Origin of the sequence: Bacillus nakamurai, assembly GCF_001584325.1 — a bacterium.
In the GTDB taxonomy this organism is placed as follows: Bacteria; Bacillota; Bacilli; order Bacillales; family Bacillaceae; genus Bacillus; species Bacillus nakamurai.
The window spans coordinates 98,343-121,215 of sequence record NZ_LSAZ01000008.1 but is presented as its reverse complement, the minus strand read 5'-3'; the positions used below and the strand labels follow the sequence as shown (position 1 = coordinate 121,215).

Genomic DNA, 22,873 nt, shown 5'->3' with positions numbered 1-22,873 from the left:
GGTTTTTGCATAAAAAAAGACGAAAGCCATCGCCTTTAACAAATGTGTTTCAGCTCTTCTATGTATTGAAGCGCCTCATCATATTCTTCATCCGTATATTTTTGCTTGCTTTTTATCGTAAACACTTTCTCTTTCTTTTCCTCAGCTTCAAGGCCGTCAAAATACAAAATCGTAGACACCAGTTCCAGAAACCGTGAAGAGCGGCTGTTGACGCTGTCGATATAATTTTTCATATCCGGCATCGTAAGCTCCGCATGATGTAAAAATTCCGCTCCCGTCTCCGTCAGCGAGTAGCGGTATTGAAAGTAGCCGCCCTTTTTTTCCTTCACCTCATCCAGAAACCCAAGGTTGCACAGCTCTTCAATCCGAAGCGTCAATTCTTCAGAATACGGGCCGTAAAAATGAAAATCATATTTTTCGTAGAAAGGGTACTGCATTTTTTTCGCGATATAAATGATTTTCTGCAGCTTCTTCCGCCCGATGATTTCTCCAGAATCCGAGAACACCTTCATCAGTTTTGCATGTTCTTTCAACAAATTCCCGACATCTCCTTTTCCTTCTTTACCAAAATCCTTCTATGTCAGTCCCAGCAGCTGCCGGATTTTCAATTTTGCTTCAGGGTTTTCTGAACCGTCACAAATGAGGTCCATCGGATAGTACAGTTTGTGGTCCGTCCGCCGTTTTCCCGAGATGGATTCCACAATAGCGGACTGTCTGGACAGCTCTTTTATCTGGCCGCTCTGCGTTAAAAGATGGATCGGCAGCCGTTCCTCCTCCTCACCCGGACGATAGAAATCATACGGCAGATCCGATGAGGAATCGACGACTAAATAATAGTTCGGATCAATTCCCGCCTCTTTAAATAAAGCCGTCAGCTCAAAATAAGCCGACATTTCCTCATTCGGATTGAATTCGGCATATTGAAACAGCTGGCGGTTAATGAAGCGGCGGCACAAATCGGACAGTATCGCGTCTTCTTCTTCCTCCCAGGCTTGGAAATAGTATAAAATGATCGATTCATCCAGCTTTAAGTAATCCTCCAGCGTCAGCTTCCCTTCAAAAATAGAATAAAAATGGACTGGAGCATGAGTGAAGATATACCCTTCCTCATGAAGCTGCTTCGCGCGGTGGAGAATTTTTGTCAATATGACTTCAGCGCTTCTCGTCACAGGATGAAAATAAACCTGCCAGTACATTTGGTAGCGGCTCATAATATAGTCTTCAACAGCGTGCATGCCGCTTTGCTTAATGACGATCTGGTCCTCGCGCGGACGCATCACCCTTAAAATCCGTTCCATATCGAAATGCCCGTAGCTGACACCCGTGTAGTACGCGTCCCGCTGCAAGTAATCCATCCGGTCGGCGTCAATCTGGCTTGAAATCAGACTGACCACCTGTTTGTTTTCATATGTTTTGGCAATGACTTCAGCAACATCCTGCGGAAACCCCGGGCCAGCCTTTCTGAGCACTTGATTGACCTCAGTATCGCCCAGAATGATTTCCCTCGTAAAATCCTCATGATCCAGATGAAAAACCTTTTCAAAGGAATGCGAAAACGGCCCGTGCCCCAAATCGTGCAGCAGCGCGGCGCTTAGGCAGAGTTCACGTTCACTGTCGTCCCATTCAGGACGCCCTTTAAAGACGTCGTCAACCATTCTTCTGACAATCTCATAGACACCGAGAGAATGGTTAAACCGGCTGTGTTCGGCACCGTGAAACGTCAAATAGGTCGTACCGAGCTGTTTGATTCGGCGCAGCCGCTGAAATTCACGGGTGCCGATCAAATCCCAAATGAGCTTGTCCCGTACATGAACATAGCGGTGAACCGGATCTTTAAACACTTTTTCTTCTGATAATTTTCCATTTGGATACGCCATCGTCATTCCCTCTTTTTTTAGCCGTGATTCTATTATATCGGCTCTATAATTTGAAAACATCCTTGAATTTATCCGGCGGTTTGTTCCAGTTTCCTGAAATCGATTTTTTGAAGCAAAAAAGCCTGACCCATCGGGCGAGGCTGTTGTAAAACACAAATTTACTTTTTGATTTTCTTTTTCACTTTTTCCATCAGCTCATCCTCGGTCGGAGCCGACAGCGGGCGGTTGTTCACAAAAGCAAACGATTTTTTACGTCCGGGCCCGCAATACGACTGACAGCCGATCTCCACTTTCGCATCCGGGTCAGCTTCTTTTAAACGCGGCAGCAATGTCTTGATATTCGTGGCCTGGCAATCATCACACACTCGAAATTCATTAGCCATGATGTACGCTTCCCTTCATTCAATGTTCCTCTATGTTAAAAATCATTTTTAAAAACGAAAAAATCACATCACACTCCATTGTACAAGGATTCAGTTTTTCCTGCAAGGCTCTGCGTATCTCTCATTCTTTCAGCCAATTTGTATAAATATTTTCCAATCTGGACATTCTAATACCATCAAAAGATTATTGGGGGTTGAGAACATTGACAAAACAACGACAAGACGCCTGGTCAGAGGAAAATGATTTGCTGCTGGCGGAAACCGTGCTTCGGCACGTACGGGAAGGCAGCACTCAGCTGAATGCCTTTGAAGAAGTGGGCGATAAATTAAACCGGACATCGGCAGCCTGCGGATTCAGATGGAATGCCGTCGTCCGCCATCAATACGAAAAAGCGCTCCAGCTTGCCAAAAAACAGCGGAAACAGCGGATGCGTGCGCTCGGAAACGGCCAGCCGGCCAAAAAGAAACTACTATATCAGCCGCCTGCGCCTGAAACGGATATCATTCAAGAAACCGCAGCAGAAGAAAAGGTTCAAACAGAAGCACCTGAAAAAAATCAGACCGCCGTCATGTCAGGCGAGCATATGCCTTATGTGGATGAAAGCTTCAAGGAAGAGTTAGCTAGTTTATCACATTTGCTGGCACCTCAGCAGCCGAGTCAAACACCGGAGCTCACAATGGCTGATGTCATTCAATTTTTGCAGACCTATGAAGGCAGCGGAAAACAAACATCTGCACTCCAAATGGAAAATGACCGTTTGAAAAGGGAAAATCAAGAATTGCAATCGAAAACCGAGCAACTGGAAGCGGCTGTAGAGAAGCTTGAGAAAGATCAAAAAACCATTCAAGAAGACTACGAAACCTTAGTTAAAATCATGAACAGAGCCAGAAAGCTAGTTTTATTTGAGGAGGACGAACATGCGTCCCCATCTTTCAAAATGGACCGGAACGGCAATTTAGAAAAAATGGCCGAGTAGGTTAAAAACCCCTTTCCGAGAGCGGAAAAGGGGTTTTGTCCGTTTGTCTATCATTCACATTTTTTATATAGTAAAAGCACTAAACCCGGACTGCTTCTTCTTTTGGATTACGTTTACGCGGCAGCAAGTACAAGCAGGCTGGTAAAGTTCCTTTCATATGCCTTTTTCGCTTAGATAATTTTGTTGCAGCGTTATTTTGCGGTTTGTTTTGAAAGAAATACTTAACTGTATGTAATATAGAAAAAAGCTCGGATTACTCCAAGCTTTCATTCACCCCGAACACCTTCTCATTCCGTTCCAGCATTCGGGTCAGATTTTTTTCAAATGCCAACTCTTCTTCTAAAGATAATCCTGCTGAATACAGATGCCCGCTTAATTCCTTTAATTCGGTCAAAAGCGACAGCATTAGATCCTGCACGGTAATGTCCGTTTGCAGCAATTCGCTTAATGATGCCATCGTTTCGGGCCGGATGTCTGGGTATACACCTTTTGTATCATTGCTTTTGTCTTTTAAAGCGGCTTGATAGAAACGTCTGATCAGATCGGCGCGTTCACTTCCGCTTTTGTCGGCGCAAAGATAGATTTGCACCGCCGCTCCCCCGCGCAGGCGCCTTTGAGAAATGCCGGCGAATTTTCTGCCGCCGATGCTGAGATCATAGTTGCCCGGACAGTACGACCCTTTGATTTCATATGCCTCGATCTCTGCATTGTACGGACTCAGCATGCGCCGCATCAGCTCAGCCATCGCTTCATAACCCCTGTCGATGTCTATGCCTTTTTTTTCATCTTTAAAAATAAGAGAGATATTTAAAACGCCTTTATCAAGCACGACCGCGAGTCCTCCGGAATTGCGGACGATGACGCGATAGCCTTCGTCCTCCAGCAATTTTACGCCGTCTTCTAAAAACGGGAGACGCGTGTCCTGAATACCGAGAACGATCGTTTGGTGGTGCACCCAGGAACGGGCTGTCGCAGGTGAATCCCCTTTGCCGACGGAAGCGCACAGCGTATCATCCATCGCAAATGATTGCTTCGCATCAAAATAAGGGCCAAGGCTGGATTGGTCAACGATTCTCCAGCTTGGCTGCATGAGTAAATCAATCGGTTGCTTTCCCATCTATATTAAATCCCTTTCGTTATAGGCTTTGAATGCGTCTATTATATCATTCCGCTTATGATGATTGAAATTGGCTTTTCAAAAGAGCAATGAAGATTTCTTTGTTTTTTGTGTTCTCCATAATGGAAGATTGAATGATAGACAGTTTTCGCTTTAAAGAGAAGCCTTTTACATGAAGCACTGAAATGCTGTGATGAAGCAAATCCTTTTGCAGCACGCTTTTTGATAAAACAGAAAGACCCAATCCGCTGATGACGGCTTCCTTGACGCCCTGGTTGCTGCTGATGGTCATCATGGACTTCGGCCGCAGCCCGTTTGAATGAAGCACATGATCCAAGTATTCTCTCGTCCCCGAGCCTTTTTCCCTCGTCACCCATGCTTGGTTTTGCAGGTCTGTAATCGGGATGTTTTTTTTGCCTGCCAGAGGATGCCCGTTGGGAGCCGCGATGCATAATTCATCCTCCATGAACGGCTGAATGTCCAGCTCATTTTTTCCCGTATGGCCTTCGATTAATCCGATATCAGCTTGAAGCATCCGAACCGCTTCACTGACTTCCTCTGTGTTGCCGATCATCACGTCTAAGTTCAATTCGGGATACTCGCCGTGAAGCTGTGCGAGCAGCGGCGGCAGAATATATTCGCCGATGGTAAAGCTCGCCGCGATTTTCAGCTTTCCTTTTACATAATGGTGATGGGCGTAAATTTCTGATTTCGCCTGCTCGTACAAAAAGACCATTTGCTTTGCGCGCTGATAGAGAATATCCCCGGTCGGCGTCGTCGTAAAGTGCTTCGGCGAGCGGTTGAGCAAGGCAGTTTGAAATTCTTTCTCCAGATTTTTTATGTGCAGGCTCACACTCGGCTGAGAAATCATCAGCTTCTGCGCGGCTTTTGTAAAATTCTTCTCTTCTACAACAGCAATGAATGTTTTCAGTTCGCCGTAATACAAAAAGCATCGCTCCTCATTATTAGTATTGCTTATCGTTTAGATCATATAAATATATTTTACTAATGATTGAAACCGCAGTAAAGTGAAGTTATCAAGATGATGGGAAGTGACAGGGATGAAAAATGGTGTTTCGGTTTTAAGGGGGATTTCGGTTACCGCAGTGATTGCGTTTGCGGCTTTTTATGCCGGCAGTCTGCCTTATCTAAATATGCTTGGCACGCTTGTGATCGCGATGCTTATCGGAATGCTATGCCGCGCGGTTGTCGGAGAGCGAAAATCATTAGAGCCGGGGATTGCTTTTTCAAGTAAATACTTGCTGAAAACGGGCATCATTCTGCTTGGCATGCGGCTGAATCTGGCTGACATCTATCACGCCGGCTGGCATGTCTTTGCAATCGCCGTCAGCTGTATGCTGTTTGCGTCTGCCGTTGTGTATATGCTGTCCCGCCTGTTCCGTGTAGATCAGAATCTCAGTATTTTAACCGCTTGCGGCACAGCGATTTGCGGGGCTGCTGCTGTTGCGGCGATCGCTCCGCAGATTAAATCAAATGAAAGTGCCGCTGCCATCAGTGCAGCCGCTGTCTCTTTATTGGGAACCGTCTTTACGGTCATTTATTCTCTTTCATATCATATATTGGGCTTTTCTCCCGCTTCATTCGGGGCTTTTTGCGGGGCAACGCTTCATGAGGTGGCGCATGTGGCGGCGGCCGGCAGCGCCGGGGGAAAAGAAGCTGTCGAGATGGCAGTTATCGTCAAACTGACAAGGGTTGCGCTGCTTGTTCCGGCTGCATTGGCACTTGGAATTTGGGCACGCCGCAGCGGAGAGTCTGAGCCGCTTTCTTTTTCTTCTCTGCCTGTTCCTTGGTTTATCTTTGGATTTCTCGGAATGAGTGCGGTGCACACATCAGGTATTATTTCGGCATCACAGGCGGCGTTTCTTGTTCAAGTGTCGTATGTTCTCATCGGGATGGCGATGGCCGGGCTCGGCTTGAAGGTGCATGTCGCGGCGTTTCAAAACAATGGCTGGCGGGCACTGGCGGCGGGTTTGATCGGTTCTGCCTGTTTATCTCTGTTCGGCTGGGCCGCAGTCACTTTTTTTCTATAAAAAAAACGGCAGGCCTTTATGAAAAAGGCCGCCGTTTCCTGATTACAGCGCTTGAGCTGCCGTAATTAAAGCAAGGTTGTAAACGTCTTCAGCGTTACATCCTCTTGAAAGGTCGTTTACAGGCATATTTAAACCTTGTAAAATCGGTCCCACCGCTTCAAAGCCGCCGAGGCGCTGAGCGATTTTGTAGCCGATGTTTCCGGCTTCAAGGCTAGGGAATACAAATACATTTGCGTCCCCTTTAATTTCAGAATCCGGCGCTTTTTTCTCAGCAACGGATGGCACAAATGCCGCGTCAAATTGGAATTCTCCGTCTAAAGTAAGCTCAGGTGCTTTTTCTTTCGCAACCTTAACGGCTTCCGCCACTTTTTCTGTTTCGTCAGATTTTGCTGATCCTTTTGTAGAGAAGCTGAGCATCGCTACGCGCGGGTCGATATCAAACATTTTAGCCGTATTGGCGCTTTCGATTGCGATTTCCGCAAGGTCTTGGCTGTCAGGCGCAATGTTGATCGCGCAATCCGCGAAAACATATTGCTCATCGCCGCGGGCCATAATGAACACGCCAGACGTTTTTTTCACGCCTTCTTTTGTTTTGATGATTTGCAGCGCAGGGCGAACCGTGTCGGCCGTAGAATGCGCGGCTCCGCTGACAAGGCCGTCTGCAAGGCCTTTATACACAAGCATTGTGCCGAAGTAGTTTTCGTCTAACAAGGCTTTGCGCGCTTGTTCTTCCGTCGCTTTTCCTTTGCGGCGTTCTACGAAAGCCTGAACAAGTTCTTCCATGCCTTCATATGTATGCGGGTCATAAATATCAACGCCGTCAAGCGTGAGATTTAGTTCTTTCGCTTTTGCTTGAATTTCCTCTTTATTGCCGACAACGATCGGCTTTAATACCTTGTTGCCCACCAGGTTGTTGACCGCAACTAGGATACGTTCGTCCATTCCTTCAGGAAATACGATTTTCACATCTTTTCCTGCTACTTTTTCTTGTACTTTTGTAAATAAATCTGCCACGATATACCCTCCTCTATGTTGACAAAAAACGCTTACTTTTACAGCATACTCTTCTTCCAGCTAAATTCAAATAACCAACTTCTATTATAGCGCTTTCAATTAAAAATCTTATTTTTCTAATTAATTTAACCGCCTATGCAAACACGGCTTAGTTTCTCATACAAGACTTGAAATTATTCAAGGTTTCTCCACAGCCGAAACGGTTAAACTGTGATATAGTGAAGGCATTAACGAAAAGATATAGGAGTGAAGATAAATGAGTGAGCAGCAAAAAACGAATGAAGCGGCCCAAACGTTGGACGGCTGGTATGCGCTTCATGATTTCCGCACGATGGACTGGGCTTCTTGGAAACTGTTATCCAGCGACGAACGCCAATCGATTATTTATGAATTTACGGGCCTGCTTGAAAAATGGGGAGCCGCCCAAAAAGAAGGAAAAGGCTCGCAAACCATTTACAGCATCGTCGGACAAAAGGCTGATTTTATGCTGATGATTCTTCGCCCGACAATGGAAGAATTAAATGAAATTGAGCTTGAATTCAATAAGTCAAGGCTTGCTGAATTTACGATTCCGGCCTACTCCTACGTGTCAGTGGTTGAGCTGAGCAATTACCTGGCGAGCGGAGACGGTGATCCGTACGAAAATCCGCACGTGCGCGCACGCCTTTACCCTGAGCTTCCGGAAGCGAAATACATTTGCTTCTATCCGATGGATAAAAGAAGAAGCGGCGAAGATAACTGGTACATGCTGTCTATGGAAGAACGCAAAAACCTGATGAGAAGCCACGGTCTGATCGGCCGAAGCTATGCCGGCAAAGTCAAACAGATCATTACCGGGTCTGTCGGTTTTGATGATTACGAATGGGGCGTTACGCTGTTCAGCGATGATGTGCTTCAGTTTAAAAAGCTCGTCTATGAAATGCGTTTTGACGAAGTCAGCGCCCGCTACGGCGAATTTGGTTCATTTTTTGTCGGAAACAGATTATCTCTCGACACGCTTCCGCAGTTTTTGCACGTATAACACTCACCCGCCATTCCGGCGGGTTTTTTCTTTGTCAGAATTTAAATAAAATTTGCTATTTTCGTCATTTTTTTTTACGATGTAAAGGAGATTCCATTTTTATAAAGGGGTGCAGATATTTGTCAAAACGAACCGCATTTATTATGGGAGCCAGCCAGGGAATCGGCAAAGCGATTGCTCTGAAGCTGGCGGACAATGGTTTTGCCGTTGTCATCAATTCACGCGTCCTCGAAAATATTGAACCTGTGAAAGAAGACATTCTGGCCAAACATCCTGAGGCAAGCGTTACCGTTCTTGCAGGTGATATGTCCGATCAGCAGGCGAGAGCGGGCATTTTTGAAGAAATCGAATCAAAATGCGGACGCCTTGATGTACTGATCAACAATATTCCGGGCGGTACGCCGGATACGTTTGAAAACTGTGATATTGAGGATATGACAAAAACCTTTACGAATAAAACAATTGCTTATATCGACTCTATGAAAACAGCCGCCTCATTCATGAAGCGGAACGAATTTGGCAGAATCATCAATATCGTCGGGAACCTGTGGAAAGAGCCGGGCGTAAACATGTTTACCAACAGTATGATGAATGCCGCTTTAATTAATGCCAGTAAAAATATCGCCATTCAGCTTGCTCCTCACAACATTACTGTCAATTGCCTGAATCCAGGGTTTATCACTACAGACCGTTATCATCATTTCGTGCAGAATGTCATGAAGCAAAACGGCATTTCCAAAGAGGAAGCGGAAGAACGGATTGCTTCGGGTATTCCGATGAAACGCGTCGGGTCTGCTGAAGAAGCCGCTGCACTGGCCGCATTTCTCGCCTCTGAAGAAGCCTCTTATATTACGGGGCAGCAAGTCTCAGCGGACGGCGGCAGCATGAAAAGCATATAAAAAAATCCCGCTTTTTAGCGGGATACTTCTTGTAATGATGAAAACGGCAGGCTGAGCTTTTGAATCCGCATGACAAATTCCCGCAGTTCCTCCTGCTTTGCCACCATCGAAATCCGGACATAACGTTTTCCGCCGCTGCCGAAAATCTCCCCCGGCGTTACGACGACATGGGCATGCTCCAGCAAATAGTCGGAGAATTGGTGTGAGGACTCAAATGTTTTCGGAATGTCAGCCCATACATAAAACGTGCCTTTCGGCTTTTCGATGCTCCAGCCCAATTCCTTTTCACATAACTCCGTAAAAAAATCAATTCGTTCCCCATAGATGCGTTTCAGGCTTTCTGTGTGGGCGGGATCACCGGACAGCGCCGCCGCTGCCGCCTGCTGAAGCCCGCCGAACATGCCGACGAAGACGTGATCCTGAAACTCATTGACCGCCTGAATGATTTTCTCATTCCCAACGGCAAACGCCATTCTCCAGCCTGCCATATTAAATGTTTTTGAGAATGAATAAAGCTCCGCGCCGACAGCTTTTGAGCCTTCTGCCTGCAGAAAGCTGGCCGGTTTTTTATCAAACTCAAACGCGCCGTACGCAAAGTCATGAATCAGGTGGATCTGGTGCTTTTTCGCAAATGCCGCCGCCTTTTCATAAAACGCAGCGTCAGCCACGGCTCCCGTCGGGTTATTCGGGTAATTCAAAAACATCAGCTTGGCCTTTTGCAAGACGGCAGGATCGATCCGTTCAAAATCCGGCAAATAGCCGTTTTCCGGATGGAGGGGCATCTCATGCAGCTCCCCCCTTGCCATTGTGATTCCCGATAAATATTCAGGATAGCCGGGGTTCGGAACTAAAGCAATGTCACCGGGATTGAGCAGGCATTGCGTCAGAACGTACAAGCCTGCCTTTCCTCCGCCGAACAGGGCGATTTCTGTTTCCGGGTTGATGGAAACTCCGTACTCTCTCTCATAAAAGCCCGCAATGGCTTCCTTCAGAAAAGGATAGCCCCTGAACGGCCCGTACCCGTGAAAGGATGGATTCAGAGCGGCCTCCTGCAATGACTGCACAATATGCGGCGGTGTGGGAAGATCAGGATTTCCCTGCCCGAGATTAATGATCTGCGCCCCCGTTTTTTCCATCTCTTTTACCTTTTGAAAAACGAGCGAAAATTCCTGCTTTGGCAGTGTCTTGATGACGTCGGACGGTGTGATTTCCATCTGAAAGACTCCTTATAAATGAATTTGCTCTGATTTGTTATCTCGTTCCGAAAACGATTTATTGACCAGTTTTGTATGCAGAAACAAACCGCTTACCAAGATGACGATGAAAGCCATAATGACAGAGGCGTCTAACACGTTGATCAGCATGGAACCAACAGCGATGCATAAACCGATGGACGCCTCAGCCACGGAAAAAATCCGCCCTTGGATTTGGTTCGCCGCGTTCTCCTGCACTTTGACCTTCGCCAGCACTTCCCCATATTCCATCGCGATGAAAAAGAGAATGGCGGCGATGACAGATACGGCGAATATCGGCGTAAACAAAAACAGCGCAAGCGAGACAATGGATAAAACCGTAAAATACACCAAACCTTTATTGTTGTTAAAGCCCCATTTGCTGACGAGAGCGGCACCGATAAAACCCCCGAAGCCGATACAGAAAGTAAGGATGAAGTTGCCGATTTCCCCGTCGCCCAAAAACCGGCTGACGATCGGAAAATAGCTGTAGACGACTCCCCACAGAAGCGCCATCGTAATCATCGTAAACATAGCGTTTAATACGAATGAATTCGTTTTGATTTCCTTCAGCCCTTCTTTAAACGATTGAAAGGCCTCTTTCACGTTTTCTGACTGAATCGGCACAAATTGAAGCTTAATGCGTCTGATAAAAAACGCGGAGATCAAATAAGTCACACCGTTAAAGGCAACAGCCAGCTGTACAGAGCCGCCTAACAGGAAAAGCCCGCCGGCCGCAGCTCCGACAATAATGGAGATCGTCGTGGCTTTTGCAAATAGGGTGTTGATGCTTTTAATATCCGTTTCTAAAGAAGACATGACCGCGAGGCGGGCCGGGTTAAAAAACACGCCGCTTCCGTAAGAAATAAACAGCAGCGCCAGAAAAATGAGCGGATACTCGCCTTTCGGGAGAAACGTGAGCCCCAAAAAGATGACACCCCTGATCACATCCGTCCACAGCATGATCTTAATCCTGTCGAGGCGGTCAACGAGGACGCCTAAAAACGGCTGGAATACCATCGGAATACTCCGAACAGCGATGACACCCGAGGTGACCCAGTAATCATGATAGTATGTAGACAAAATGAGCAGGGCGGGGAGAACACAATAGTCTCCCATAAACGAAAGCGCCTGCCCGTAAAGCAAGTATTTAGAGTTCGGCTTCAGCTGTTTCATACTGATAACGCATACTTTGCAGCCAGCTTCGCATGCTGCTGGATTTGTTTGATTGATTCAGCGACATCAAGAGAATTTGTGCCTTTCAGCTCAAATGTCGCAATGGAATTAAATGCTTCGAAGAGCCGCAAATCAACTGACGTACCCGGTGCAACGGCTGAAAAAGAAACGAGTTCGGTATCTCCCTTTAAGATGCCGGACGGAATCTCAATGTTTTCAATGACGAAATCCGTAACCGCCTCAGGAAGCTGGCCGTTTTCTTTGAAATGCTGAGGATACAAATGGCAGTCGGCGATATAGTGCGGTTCTTTCTCCAATAATCCGTTCGGCAGGCCGGCGTCTTTTCCGAAGCAGAGAACGTCCAATAATAGCTGCGCCATGTCGACGCCGAAGACCTTTTTAATATTCGGAATCATATTCCAGCCTGCGAATCTGGCCGCTGATTCAATTAATCCGGCTTCTCTGTTTTTCATTAATTTAATTTCCGTATGCGTCGCGCAGTTTTCGAGGCCAAGCCCTTCATTTGCTTTTTTGGCGGCTTCGACGATTTTCCGCTTCGCGTCTTCGTCCAAGATGGACGGCGTAATATGAGATGTTTCCGTGAATCCGATTTGCGGTGTTTTATCATGGATCGCGACCGGGAAATATTCTCCGTCCGCCATGATGCCTTCTATGCTGATATAGTCGGAATAACCGCTTGTTTCGTACCAGTCGTCATACTCGCCCTGCAAAAATTCTTCCGCGATAAACGGAGCTTCAAACGTGACCGCTTTCGGTACATTGATTGATTTCAAGTAATCATTGACTCTGTTAAACTCGTCCTCGGCCGTTTCGATGTGTTTGATGAGCGTCACGCCGATGGAGCTTGCCAAATATGTCGGTTTTAAAATAAGCGGCGTGCCGATTTCTTCAAGTGCGGAACGGAAATCTTCAAGTGTGGTGACCCGTTTGTTTTTAATCGATTTGACACCCGCTTGGTTAAAGGCGGCTCTCATTTTATTTTTATCTCTGGCATTTTCAGCGGCTTGTACGCCTGCGCCCCTTAATCCGAGCCGTTCACAGGCTTTCGCCATCGGCGTGATAAACAATTCATTATTTGTCGTAATGGCATCGGCCTGAAACATTTCTGCAACCTTTACGATTTGATCGACGACTTCTTCTTCGGGCTTATTATGGTCTTCATGCGCCCAATAGATTGAATCGGGATGCTCAAAATCAGCTAAACTTTGAAAATAGTCTTTATCTTTAATGACCGCAACCGAGTATTTTTCAATTAACGCCGCATGAGAGGCTGTAATCGCAAATGGTCTCGGAATAAAGCTGACGAGGTTATATTTTTCGGCGGCGCTTTTATAAAACATGTGCGGCGGGCAGCCTCCAAGATCAGCGATAACCAATACTGTTTTTCTCTCCATATGTAAACACTCCTTCTCTATTGTGCGGTGTATCCACCGTCTGCGGTGATGGCGCTTCCGGTCATATAGCTTGATAAATCCGAGGCTAGAAACAGCATGACATTCGCTATTTCTTCAGGTTTGCCGAGCCTCAGCAGCGGATTAACTTTCGCTTTTTCTTTTTTGATTTCTTCAAGCGTGCCTTCATTATTTTCGAGAAACGATTTTTCATTCAAAGGTGTGTCGATGATACCGGGGCACACACAGTTGACGCGGATATTGTGTTTGGCGTAATCAACAGCCATAGAACGCGTCAGCTGCAATACGCCGCCTTTGCTGGCGTTATATGCGGGTATGTCAGGCCATGCCACGACTCCCCCGACAGAACACGTGTTGATGATATTGCCCTTGCCGCGCACGAGCATATGCTTGAGCGCATGCTTGCTCATTAAAAACATGCCCGTCAAATTGACATCAAGCACCTTGTTCCAATCGCTCAGCTCCATTTCATGGATGGGCGCTACAATTTCGAGGCCTGCATTATTAAGCAGGACGTCTAACCCGCCGAACGTATCAATCGCTGACTGGACGGCATTCTGACAAGCCACCTCGTCCGTAATATCCGTTTGGACAAAGTGCAGCCTGTCATTGTTTTCTTTTCGAATCATCGCTTCTCCCTGCGCCTCATCAATATCCGCTACAACCACATTTGCCTGCTCGTTCAAAAACGCTTGAACCGCGGCATAACCGATGCCTGATGCGCCCCCTGTAATGAGGACGGTTTTATCAGTAAGGTTCATGACTCTTTCTCCTCTAATTTTTTTGCTTTTGATCTGTTATAGCGCGGCGGAAAAAAGACATTGATTGATTTTGATTCTTTTTCAAATCGGTTGATGGCGCCGTGGTCTTCTCGTGGATCACAGAAATAAGCGGTGCCGAATTTCATTTCCACTTTGCAGTCTTCAACGGTCATATCATAACCGCCCCCGATGCAGATCCCGATTTGTTCATTGCGGTGTTTATGGAACGGCATTTCTCCGCCGTTGCCCGGAATATTCGCAAGCATGATTTCCACCCAGTCTTCCACAAAGAATGTGACTTCCATACCAGGCATTAAGTCCCTAGTTTTGTAAATATTCAAAAAATAGTCTTCGGGGCTTGTATATGTTTCATCAGCCTTCAGCCGTTTGATATCAATGGCGATCACTTCTTGGTCTGTCTCATTTCTTGCTCCGTGCGGCACATTCGGCGGTGCGATGTAGGCAGATTCCAAAGCTGTCATTTTCTTTGTGACGTCCCCGACAGTCATGGACAGCTCGCCTGAAACGACAATGCCGATTTGGACTTCCTTATGCTGATGAGGTTCGACATTGGTATGAGGCGGGACGTAAGACATCAGTACTTCAGTATCACCGCGCACGGAGGAATACTGCCTTACCCCGTTTTCCCACTCTATTAATTTAGGCGTCGGAAAATAAATTTCCTGCAAATCTTGTTCAGTTTTCATATTCAATCTCTCCTTTTCCGAATAATGACCAGCTCATAGGAATGCTTTTAAACGTTTTAACGAATTGAAGGCCGTACTTTTGTCTGGCAAGTTCATTGGTTAAGGCAATATCAGACAAGCCGTCTTTCACTTTTTTTGCGGCTGCACTGGTCGAATTAACCAGATCGAATGTGACATCTTTACGGGTAAAATACTTAATCAAATTGATAGGAGACGGGTGGGACACGATAACAGCCGTATCAAGCATGTCATCTGTGTATTCAAAATCGGGACGAACAGCCAGGCCGTACATCGGTGTATCGCACCTGAAGATTTGCAGAAGCTGCAAATCCGGCCTCATGTAGAAATGCTTAATGCCGTCATAAGCATGCGGCACAATTGTGTATTCCAGCGGGCTTTGAAGCGTTTTTTCAATGCACGATTCAAATGTATCATGCAGTGACAGCTTACTGTTCACCCCTTGAAGAAGGGTAAAATTGGAGATGAAGTTCTTTGCTGCGTACTCACTGCTTGTCCCTTCAGGACCGAGCGTGTTGACTGTAATCAGTTTTGATATTGAATAAGCGTTACTTTTTGTCTGAATGCTATTATCCAATATAATCATGAGCACCAACCAATCTTTTAAATTTTAAGTAAATATTATCCATAGAAAATACAGCTGTCAATATTATTTGAAAATATTGATAATTATTCCTATATAAAAGAAAACACCCTCATAAATAGGGTGTTAAAAATTCATTTTTACAGGAATTAAGAAACTTTATTTTATTGGGACAATGAATCATCCGCTTTCTGATCATAACTGCCGTATCTTCTGTATGCAAACACGCTGAGTCCAAACCCGAGCACGGTGACGGCCGAACATATAAAACCGACAGCGGCATATCCGTATCCGACGTATACCGGACCCATAGCGGCTGATCCCAATGTCACGGCCAAATTGGACGCTAAACTGTAAAACGCCATGATTTTGCCCCGATGACGCTCTGAGCAATCACTTAGAATGGTGCTGAGCAAGGTCACCGTCAGACTTTGCATCAATCCCCAGACGAATAAGCCGATGACTAAAAAGGTCATTGATGACGGCGCATATGCAAGACAGGCGAGCCAAATGCTGATGACAGCCATTGCCGTGATCAGGGAGCGCATTTTCCCAGCCTTGTCAGCGATTTTTCCTGTAAACACACTCATGGAAAACCCGATGCCGTAAATCATAATCAACAGGCCGGCCGTTGTATTTCCGCCGGAAAACACGTGATGAAGATACGCGCCTAAAAACGAATACATGCCGTAAAAACCAATCATGTTGCAAAAGGTAATCATGATATAAACGGGGACACGCGGCACTTTAAGCGCATCCCGAAATGTTCCCGCCGGCTGCTCGTTTTCCTCCGGTTCACCTTTTTCCGCCGCGTGGCGGCGCACTTCAAATAAAACAAGAGAAGCAACGAGGACAGCCATCATGGCGAAAATCCAAAACGTCCATCTCCAATTCAAAATCCCTCCGATAAAGGAGCCGAGCGGAACGCCGAAAATTAAAGCAAGCGACCAGCTTGATACAATCAGGCCCATCACCTTGCCCCGGTATGCATAAGGAACCCGGTCTCCGACAACCGCGTATGCGGTCGGCACAAACGCCCCGGCTGCCAATCCGGAAAGCGCCCTTCCTAAAAAGAAAATAAAGATATTCTGCGCCAATGCGCATATAACCGTCCCGGCGATAAAGATCAGAAGCCCCGCCATCAGGCTCAGCTCTCTGGAATATTTATCTCCCAAAGGAACCAAAAGCGGCGCTCCGATAAAAATCATGACACCGTAAATGCTGATCGAAAGCGCCAGCACACTGACATCCGAGCTGAAGGCCTGCGCTAAATCCGGCAGCAGCGGCGAAATGACAAGCTCTTCAGAACCCGCGGCAAAGACGCCTAATGTCAAAGCAAGCGCGAGGCATATCGGAAAATGGCGTTTCGTTTCGCTGTGATTGGTTTGTTTGCTGTTCATTCTCTCTGAACACCTCTTCCGGAAAACTTTCTAAAATTAGTTGAATTATAGTTTAGCATCCTTTATTTGCATTTTACATTTCATACGTAAACTAAATTGTCTTAATAATTTACAATCAGATTTTAAATAAAATATTTAGTTTATGTTCTAAAAATAAGATAAAACAAGCCTGCCGGATATGCTATAGTGATAGAATCATTTGTTAAGGTGGGTCATGTGATGAATAAAGGTCATTCAAAGGCCGTCCGCGCCAGTCTCGGCATGGTATTGATTCTCGGGACATTGGCTTCATTCGGGCCGCTTTCTCTTGATATGTATCTTCCTGCTTTGCCTGAGGTTGCGGAGGATCTTCATACGACAGCGTCGCTTGCGCAGCTGAGCCTGACGTTTTGTCTGCTTGGACTGGCGGTCGGGCAGATTATCGTCGGGCCGCTCAGCGATATGAAAGGGCGCCGGAAGCCGCTGATCATATCATTGATGCTTTATACGCTTTCTTCTTTATTATGCGCCTTCAGCCCTTCCGTTTCATTTTTAATTGTGATGAGGTTTATCCAAGGCTTTACCGGAGCAGCCGGGATCGTGATCGCCCGCGCTTCCGCCCGGGACATGTATTCCGGTAAAGAGCTGACCGCTTTTTTCTCATTATTAATGCTTGTGAATGGGGCGGCGCCGATTTTAGCGCCGATCACCGGAGGATTTGTCCTTCAATTTGCCAGCTGGAAAACAGTGTTTATTGTATTAGCGATCATCGGTATTCTTATTTTCATCTCAGTCCTTGCTGCTTTGCCTGAATCACTTCCATTGGAAAAACGGACAAAAGGCGGGCTTCAGGAGACGCTTACGACGTTTCGGCGCCTGCTTGGCGACCGGATGTTTATGGGCTTTGCCCTCAGCCAGGCATTTGTGCTGACCGGCATGTTCGCTTATATTGCCGGTTCACCGTTTGTGCTGCAAAACATATACGGCGTATCGGCCCAAATGTTCAGCCTGCTGTTCGCCGTCAACGGGGCCGGGATTATCGCCGCATCCCAGATCACGGGACGCCTTGCAAAAAAACTGGATGAGCGCAAACTGTTTGCCGCCGGACTTATCATCGCAATCATCGGCAGCATTGCGCTGCTGTTGTCGCTTGCCTTCGGTCTCGGACTGACTGCCGTCTGCATCTCTTTATTTATCATTGTTTCCTGTGTCGGAATCGTCACGACGACAGGTTTTGCACTGGCAATGCAAAAACAGGAGAAAGGCGCAGGGAGCGCTGCGGCTCTTCTCGGACTCCTGCCTTTTATCGGCGGAGCGCTTGCCGCTCCTTTGGTCGGCGCAGCCGGAGAAGAAAATGCATGGCCGATGGCCGCAAGCATTTTCGGCTTCAATTTAATTGCCGTTCTCTCCTATATTCTGTTGGTAAAACGAAAAACAAAGTAAAGCCCGCCGCCTATGCGGAGGGCTTTTCTCTCATCCTGCCGCGCCTTTTCCTGAGGCAGCGGACTCATTTTTCAGGCGCTTCTTTATGCTTAAGTGATAGTATGCATAACAGATGATCATCAGCGGCACGCCGCAGTATAAACCGATTCGCTGGTCGGGGATGAAAATAAGGCTGATCAGTATAAGCCCATAGATGACAAACCCGAGAATTGGAACGATTGGATAAAGAGGTGTTTTGAATGCCAGGTCTTTCAAATTCCCTCCTTCAGCGAGGAACCGTCTGCGAAAGACAAATTGCGAGGCGCAGATTGACATCCATGCGACCACGGTAATCATGCCCGATATCGATATCAGCCATACATACACCGTCTCAGCCGCCACCACACTTGTCAAAAGGGACAAGCCGGAAATGGCGATTGTAATGAACAGGGCTTTCAGGGGCACGCCTTTTTTCGTCAACTTCGTTAAAGAAGCGGGGCCCATTTTCGTTTTGGAAAGTGACCACATCATTCTGGAGGAAGCGTATAATCCGGAATTGGCCACCGATAACATCGCAGTTAAAATGACAAAATTCATAATATCAGCCGCATACGGAACGCCGATTTTATCCAGCACAGCCACAAACGGGCTTTCAATGACACCCGCCGTTTGATACGGCAAAATAGAGACAAGGACAAACATAGCGAACACAAAGAAAAACAGCGTCCGCCATATAACATTACGAATGGAGCGGGGAAGCGTCTTTTCCGGATTTTCGCTTTCACCCGACGCAATGCCGACGAGTTCGGTCCCCTGGAATGAGAAATTGACCATCACAAGCGTAAACAGGACGGCCTGGGCTCCGTTAGGGAAAAGACCTTTATCGGTCATGAAGTTTGACAGATAAGGTGCCTGCTGCCCGCCCTGAAAACCGATAAAGCCGAACACCGCAGCGCAGCCGATGATGATAAACAGCACGATCGCCATCACTTTAATACTCGAAAACCAAAATTCCGTTTCAGCAAAACTCCGCGCTGACAGAGCATTGATGGAAAAAATAATAACGCCGAATACGAGGCACCACACCCAAATCGGAACCGCGGGAAACCACCGCTGCATTAAAATGCCCGCGGACGTCAGCTCAAGCCCGACTGTATTGGCCCAGCTGAACGCGTACATCCAACCGATCGTAAAACCGGTTGACGGGCCCAAAAACCTTGAAGCATATGCCTGAAATGAACCCGCGACCGGCATGGCGACCGCCAGTTCTCCCAAACAAAGCATAACCAAATACATTAAAAAGCCGCCGATCATGTATGCCAATATCGCGCCTATCGGCCCCGCTTCGCTGATCGTAAAACCTGAGCCTAAAAACAGGCCGGTTCCGATCACGCCGCCGAGTGCGATCATAAACAAATGCCGGCCTTTCATCGTTCGCTGTAATTCATTTTGATTGGTATCTCCCTGCATGTTTCATCCCCCTCATTCCAATGTTTTAGCCATTGGTACGTATGTCTTCTAATCGGTAGCTTTGCAGCAGGTGCATCGTGGTTTGCTGAATGAGCTCAGGCAGAACATGAAATGTATACGGCTTATACACTCTTTCCGTCCATTTATGGCCGTCCTTGCCGTACACCCCTATGTTGACCGATGGTATATTCAATTCCCTTATTTCTTTAAAAGGAATCGTGCCGATTACGTCCCATCCCGGAAAATTATCCGTAAATGCTGAGATTTCCGCATCTGTCTCATGGAGCGATAAAAAACTTCCGTCCGCTAAATAAGGAAAAAACTTTTTAAAGGCAAATGTTTCTCCCGTTGATGCTGCTGTTTTTTCTACGGCCTCTTTAATGACATTCTGCAAAAGCCGGTCGCGGGTGCTCTCCTCTTTCAAATAATTATGCGGCAAGTACGGCGGCGCATAAAACAGGATGACTTTGGCTCCCTGCTCCGGATCAAGCTTTTGCAGCTCTTCGACAGCCTTAAAGCATCTCATCCGCAGCTCAAGATGTTCATACGTTTTAAATGCTTGTTCAATGCACTGCTCCGGGTCGATACCGCGGCTTTTCAGCCTTCTCAAGTAGTCTTCAAGACTGTACACTTGAATGTTCCATGACAGGTCTTTTTTCGGAAGGCTCGTACGATCGCAATATTCGTCGTAATAATCTGATAATTTTTGCTCTGTTTCACGGCAGGCGTCAGCTGCGACAACGGTCAGCTGATCCATGACTTCTTTGGCGGTTTTTTCGTATATGAAATAATTAAAATATAAATAGCTGCTCACCGCGGTTTGCACATTATACGCTTCCTTGTTATCACGCTGGTACAGGCATGACGGCGGCAGTACAAGCTCCCCTTCAATGTTTTCTGCCATGTGGATATTGTTGTGGATTCTTCTCGTGATTTCTGAAGCGATCAGATTCGGATCTATTCCCGCAAGCGTATCGCCGACATGCACCTCGCGTCCGTAAATCGCAAAGCACGGCAAAAGCTTTCCCGCGGCGCCCATGTAAATATACCTTGTCGTATCGCCGTCAAATAAAGGCGTGATAAAGTCGGTATTAATCGCCGCTAAATAATTGATCTGCTTTTCTTGTTTCAGCCGTTTTAATTCAGGGATACTCGTTAATATGCCGGAATGCTGGCTTTCTTCATCAGGATTAGACATGAATAAGATGTGGCCGGGCAATTGATCGCGCCGTTCTGAAAAGTGCAGCAGATTGGCGAGATGAACGGCAATTCCGCTCTGCATATCAACGGAGCCCCTTCCGAACATCCACTCCCCCGAGCGGGCATCCCGCTGTACGTCCTGATCAAATTCATAGTTTGAAAAATACTCAGCCAAACGGTCAGAATCAAAGGCGATATCCTTTAAAGGGCCGAAATCTTCGATGCCGACCGTATCCAGGTGGGCGTGATAGATGATCGTGTTCCGGCTTTTTCCGTTTCCTTCTATAAACGCGAAAATATTTTTGCGGCCGTAAGGGTCTTCCGGAATTGCCTGCTCCCAAACATGTGAAGGGTTTTCCTGAAAGTAAGGAAAGCTCTTCACCATATCTTTGATAAAGTCCGCTTTTTTTCCTTCTCCCAATGTGCCGTTTATGCTGTTTAATTGAACCAAAGATTTCGTGATGGCTTCGATTTTCTCACCCGGCAGCATTTTGCTGATTTGCTCATACATACCCCATCCTCCTTATTTGTTATAGAGAAATAGCGCGACTCTCTTTCGCATCGCGCTATTTCCGCAAGATTAATAGGCTTCAGACGTTGTTTTTGCCTGCATATGGAGAATCAGATAATCCGGTCCTCCGGCTTTTGAATCCGTTCCCGACATATTAAAGCCTCCGAATGGCTGATAACCGACAATCGCACCGGTACAGCCCCGGTTGAAGTAAAGATTTCCGACGTGAAAATCCTCGCGCGCACGTTCGATATGCGCGCGGTTTTTCGATAGCAGGGCACCCGTCAGGCCGTAATCGGTGTTATTGGCAATCTCAAGCATGTGATCGAAATCACGGGCTTTGCAGATCGCGACAACCGGCCCGAAAATTTCCTCCTGCATCAGGCGGGCGTTTTCATCTACATCGGCAAAAATGGTCGGCTGAATAAAATACCCTTTTGAATCATCGCCTTCCCCTCCCGTCAGAAGCTTGCCTTCTGTCTTGCCGATTTCGATATAACTCATCACTTTATTATAAGACGCTTCGTGGATAACTGGCCCCATGTATGTATCATAATCTTCCGGATTACCCACTGTTAATGATTTCGTTAAGGCGACGGCTTTCTCGACGACTTCATCGTATACGTCCTGATGAATGACCGCGCGGGAACCGGCTGAACATTTTTGGCCCGAGAATCCGAAAGCGGAATACACAATCGAAGAGGCTGCAAGATCGAGATCCGCATCTCTGTCCACAAGCACCGTATCTTTTCCGCCCATTTCCGCGATGACCCGTTTCAGCCATTTTTGGCCCGGCTGCACTTTTGCCGCGCGCTCATAGATGCGGCAGCCGACCGCACGGGAGCCTGTAAATGACACAAATCTCGTCTTCGGATGCTCCACTAAATAATCGCCGATTTCCGCTCCGTCGCCCGGAATGAAATTGAGCACGCCATCCGGCAGACCCGCTTCTTCCATCACCTCGACAAATTTCGCTGCAACGACCGGCGCCGCATCAGCCGGCTTTAACAAAATCGTGTTTCCCGATACGATCGCTGCTGCCGCCGTTCCGGCCATAATCGCAAGCGGAAAGTTAAATGGAGAAATCACGATCCCGACGCCAAGCGGCTCATAATGGTATTGATTATGTTCTCCTTCGCGGCTTTTTACGGGAGATCCGTCTTTCAGCTTCAAAATCTGCCGCGCGTAATACTCTAAAAAGTCTATCGCCTCTGCCGTGTCAGCATCTGCTTCTTTCCACGGTTTTCCCGCTTCTTTCACCAGGTATCCTGAGAATTCATGTTTTCTTCTGCGCAAAATAGCCGCCGCTTTAAACAGCACATTCGCGCGGTGCTCCGGCTGTACTTTTTTCCATGTCTGAAATGCCTGTAATGCCGCCTGCATCGCCTTCTCAGCAATCTCTTTGCCCGCGGCGGATACGGAACCGATGACTTCTTTTTTATCAGCCGGATTGATGGAAACGATTTTTTTATCCGTCTCTATTTTTTCTCCGTTAATGATGAGCGGATAATGCTTGCCAAGCTGCGTATTCACATAAGCTAACGCCTCTTGGAACGATTGTTTATGTGTCTCTTCCTGAAAATTTGTAAACGGTTCGTGCGCATATGAAACTGTCATATGAAATCCTCCTCGTTGTGTGTAC

The 22,873-nt window shown here is 46.9% G+C and carries 21 protein-coding genes; 5 read left to right on the top strand and 16 right to left on the bottom strand.

What is annotated here, in order from left to right; genetic code table 11:
- Positions 1-35 precede the first annotated feature (35 nt).
- From AXI59_RS05585 to AXI59_RS05575, 3 genes are all read right to left on the bottom strand, one after another.
- On the bottom strand, positions 36-536 hold the full coding sequence (locus AXI59_RS05585; RefSeq protein WP_061522487.1) for a YwgA family protein: 501 nt from the start codon (positions 534-536) through the stop codon (positions 36-38).
- Between the two features lie 39 nt (positions 537-575).
- Complete coding sequence (locus tag AXI59_RS05580; RefSeq protein WP_061522486.1) at positions 576-1,877, bottom strand: HD domain-containing protein; 1,302 nt, start codon at positions 1,875-1,877, stop codon at positions 576-578.
- A 158-nt stretch (positions 1,878-2,035) separates the two neighbouring features.
- Entirely contained in the window at positions 2,036-2,260 is a 225-nt protein-coding gene (locus AXI59_RS05575) for a YuzB family protein (RefSeq protein WP_061522485.1), read from the bottom strand.
- A 203-nt stretch (positions 2,261-2,463) separates the two neighbouring features.
- Here AXI59_RS05575 and AXI59_RS05570 point away from each other — a divergent pair, with 203 nt between their 5' ends.
- Entirely contained in the window at positions 2,464-3,237 is a 774-nt protein-coding gene (locus tag AXI59_RS05570) for an RsfA family transcriptional regulator (protein WP_061522484.1), read from the top strand.
- Between the two features lie 253 nt (positions 3,238-3,490).
- Here AXI59_RS05570 and lipL read toward each other — a convergent pair whose 3' ends face one another.
- Together lipL and AXI59_RS05560 are read right to left on the bottom strand one after the other, a co-directional pair.
- Complete coding sequence (gene lipL, locus AXI59_RS05565) at positions 3,491-4,354, bottom strand: octanoyl-[GcvH]:protein N-octanoyltransferase (RefSeq protein ID WP_061527629.1); 864 nt, start codon at positions 4,352-4,354, stop codon at positions 3,491-3,493.
- 55 nt (positions 4,355-4,409) lie between these two features.
- On the bottom strand, positions 4,410-5,300 hold the full coding sequence (locus AXI59_RS05560) for a LysR family transcriptional regulator (protein WP_061522482.1): 891 nt from the start codon (positions 5,298-5,300) through the stop codon (positions 4,410-4,412).
- A gap of 115 nt (positions 5,301-5,415) precedes the next feature.
- Here AXI59_RS05560 and AXI59_RS05555 point away from each other — a divergent pair, with 115 nt between their 5' ends.
- Positions 5,416-6,405, top strand: coding sequence for a YeiH family protein (locus AXI59_RS05555; RefSeq protein WP_061527628.1), 990 nt, complete (start codon positions 5,416-5,418; stop codon positions 6,403-6,405).
- 42 nt (positions 6,406-6,447) lie between these two features.
- Here AXI59_RS05555 and pta read toward each other — a convergent pair whose 3' ends face one another.
- Positions 6,448-7,419, bottom strand: coding sequence for a phosphate acetyltransferase (gene pta, locus AXI59_RS05550; RefSeq protein WP_061527627.1), 972 nt, complete (start codon positions 7,417-7,419; stop codon positions 6,448-6,450).
- Between the two features lie 256 nt (positions 7,420-7,675).
- Between pta and hemQ the strand changes: the two genes are divergently transcribed.
- Both hemQ and bacG read left to right on the top strand, forming a co-directional pair.
- Positions 7,676-8,440, top strand: a complete 765-nt coding sequence (gene hemQ / locus AXI59_RS05545) for a hydrogen peroxide-dependent heme synthase (protein WP_061522479.1) — start codon at positions 7,676-7,678, stop codon at positions 8,438-8,440.
- A gap of 119 nt (positions 8,441-8,559) precedes the next feature.
- Positions 8,560-9,339: an NADPH-dependent reductase BacG gene (bacG, locus tag AXI59_RS05540; RefSeq protein WP_061527626.1), complete on the top strand. Its 780-nt coding sequence runs from the start codon at positions 8,560-8,562 to the stop codon at positions 9,337-9,339.
- Between the two features lie 14 nt (positions 9,340-9,353).
- On the opposite strand, the gene AXI59_RS05535 is transcribed toward bacG, so the two are convergent.
- The 7 genes from AXI59_RS05535 to AXI59_RS05505 all read right to left on the bottom strand — a co-directional run bounded on the left by AXI59_RS05535 (position 9,354) and on the right by AXI59_RS05505 (position 16,649).
- Complete coding sequence (locus tag AXI59_RS05535) at positions 9,354-10,553, bottom strand: pyridoxal phosphate-dependent aminotransferase (protein ID WP_061527625.1); 1,200 nt, start codon at positions 10,551-10,553, stop codon at positions 9,354-9,356.
- Positions 10,554-10,565: 12 nt separating this feature from the next.
- Positions 10,566-11,747, bottom strand: coding sequence for an MFS transporter (locus AXI59_RS05530; RefSeq protein WP_061527624.1), 1,182 nt, complete (start codon positions 11,745-11,747; stop codon positions 10,566-10,568).
- Positions 11,744-13,162, bottom strand: coding sequence for an alanine--anticapsin ligase (locus AXI59_RS05525; protein WP_061527623.1), 1,419 nt, complete (start codon positions 13,160-13,162; stop codon positions 11,744-11,746). The genes AXI59_RS05530 and AXI59_RS05525 overlap by 4 nt, the downstream gene beginning before the upstream one ends.
- A gap of 17 nt (positions 13,163-13,179) precedes the next feature.
- Positions 13,180-13,941, bottom strand: a complete 762-nt coding sequence (gene bacC / locus AXI59_RS05520) for a dihydroanticapsin 7-dehydrogenase (protein WP_061527622.1) — start codon at positions 13,939-13,941, stop codon at positions 13,180-13,182.
- Complete coding sequence (gene bacB, locus AXI59_RS05515) at positions 13,938-14,648, bottom strand: 3-((4R)-4-hydroxycyclohexa-1,5-dien-1-yl)-2-oxopropanoate isomerase (protein WP_061522473.1); 711 nt, start codon at positions 14,646-14,648, stop codon at positions 13,938-13,940. Before bacB ends, bacC begins: the two co-directional genes overlap by 4 nt.
- Positions 14,638-15,252, bottom strand: coding sequence for a prephenate decarboxylase (bacA, locus tag AXI59_RS05510; protein WP_061522472.1), 615 nt, complete (start codon positions 15,250-15,252; stop codon positions 14,638-14,640). The genes bacB and bacA overlap by 11 nt, the downstream gene beginning before the upstream one ends.
- 161 nt (positions 15,253-15,413) lie before the next feature.
- A complete protein-coding gene (locus tag AXI59_RS05505; protein ID WP_061527621.1) occupies positions 15,414-16,649 on the bottom strand; it encodes an MFS transporter in 1,236 nt (411 codons plus the stop codon).
- Between the two features lie 219 nt (positions 16,650-16,868).
- Between AXI59_RS05505 and AXI59_RS05500 the strand changes: the two genes are divergently transcribed.
- Entirely contained in the window at positions 16,869-18,071 is a 1,203-nt protein-coding gene (locus tag AXI59_RS05500; protein ID WP_061527620.1) for a multidrug effflux MFS transporter, read from the top strand.
- Between the two features lie 30 nt (positions 18,072-18,101).
- Here the strand turns inward: AXI59_RS05500 and AXI59_RS05495 are convergent, their stop codons facing one another.
- The 3 genes from AXI59_RS05495 to pruA all read right to left on the bottom strand — a co-directional run bounded on the left by AXI59_RS05495 (position 18,102) and on the right by pruA (position 22,848).
- Entirely contained in the window at positions 18,102-19,520 is a 1,419-nt protein-coding gene (locus AXI59_RS05495; RefSeq protein WP_061527619.1) for an amino acid permease, read from the bottom strand.
- A 25-nt stretch (positions 19,521-19,545) separates the two neighbouring features.
- On the bottom strand, positions 19,546-21,231 hold the full coding sequence (locus AXI59_RS05490) for a M20 family metallopeptidase (RefSeq protein ID WP_061527618.1): 1,686 nt from the start codon (positions 21,229-21,231) through the stop codon (positions 19,546-19,548).
- Between the two features lie 69 nt (positions 21,232-21,300).
- Complete coding sequence (pruA, locus tag AXI59_RS05485; protein ID WP_061527617.1) at positions 21,301-22,848, bottom strand: L-glutamate gamma-semialdehyde dehydrogenase; 1,548 nt, start codon at positions 22,846-22,848, stop codon at positions 21,301-21,303.
- Positions 22,849-22,873: the final 25 nt, after the last annotated feature.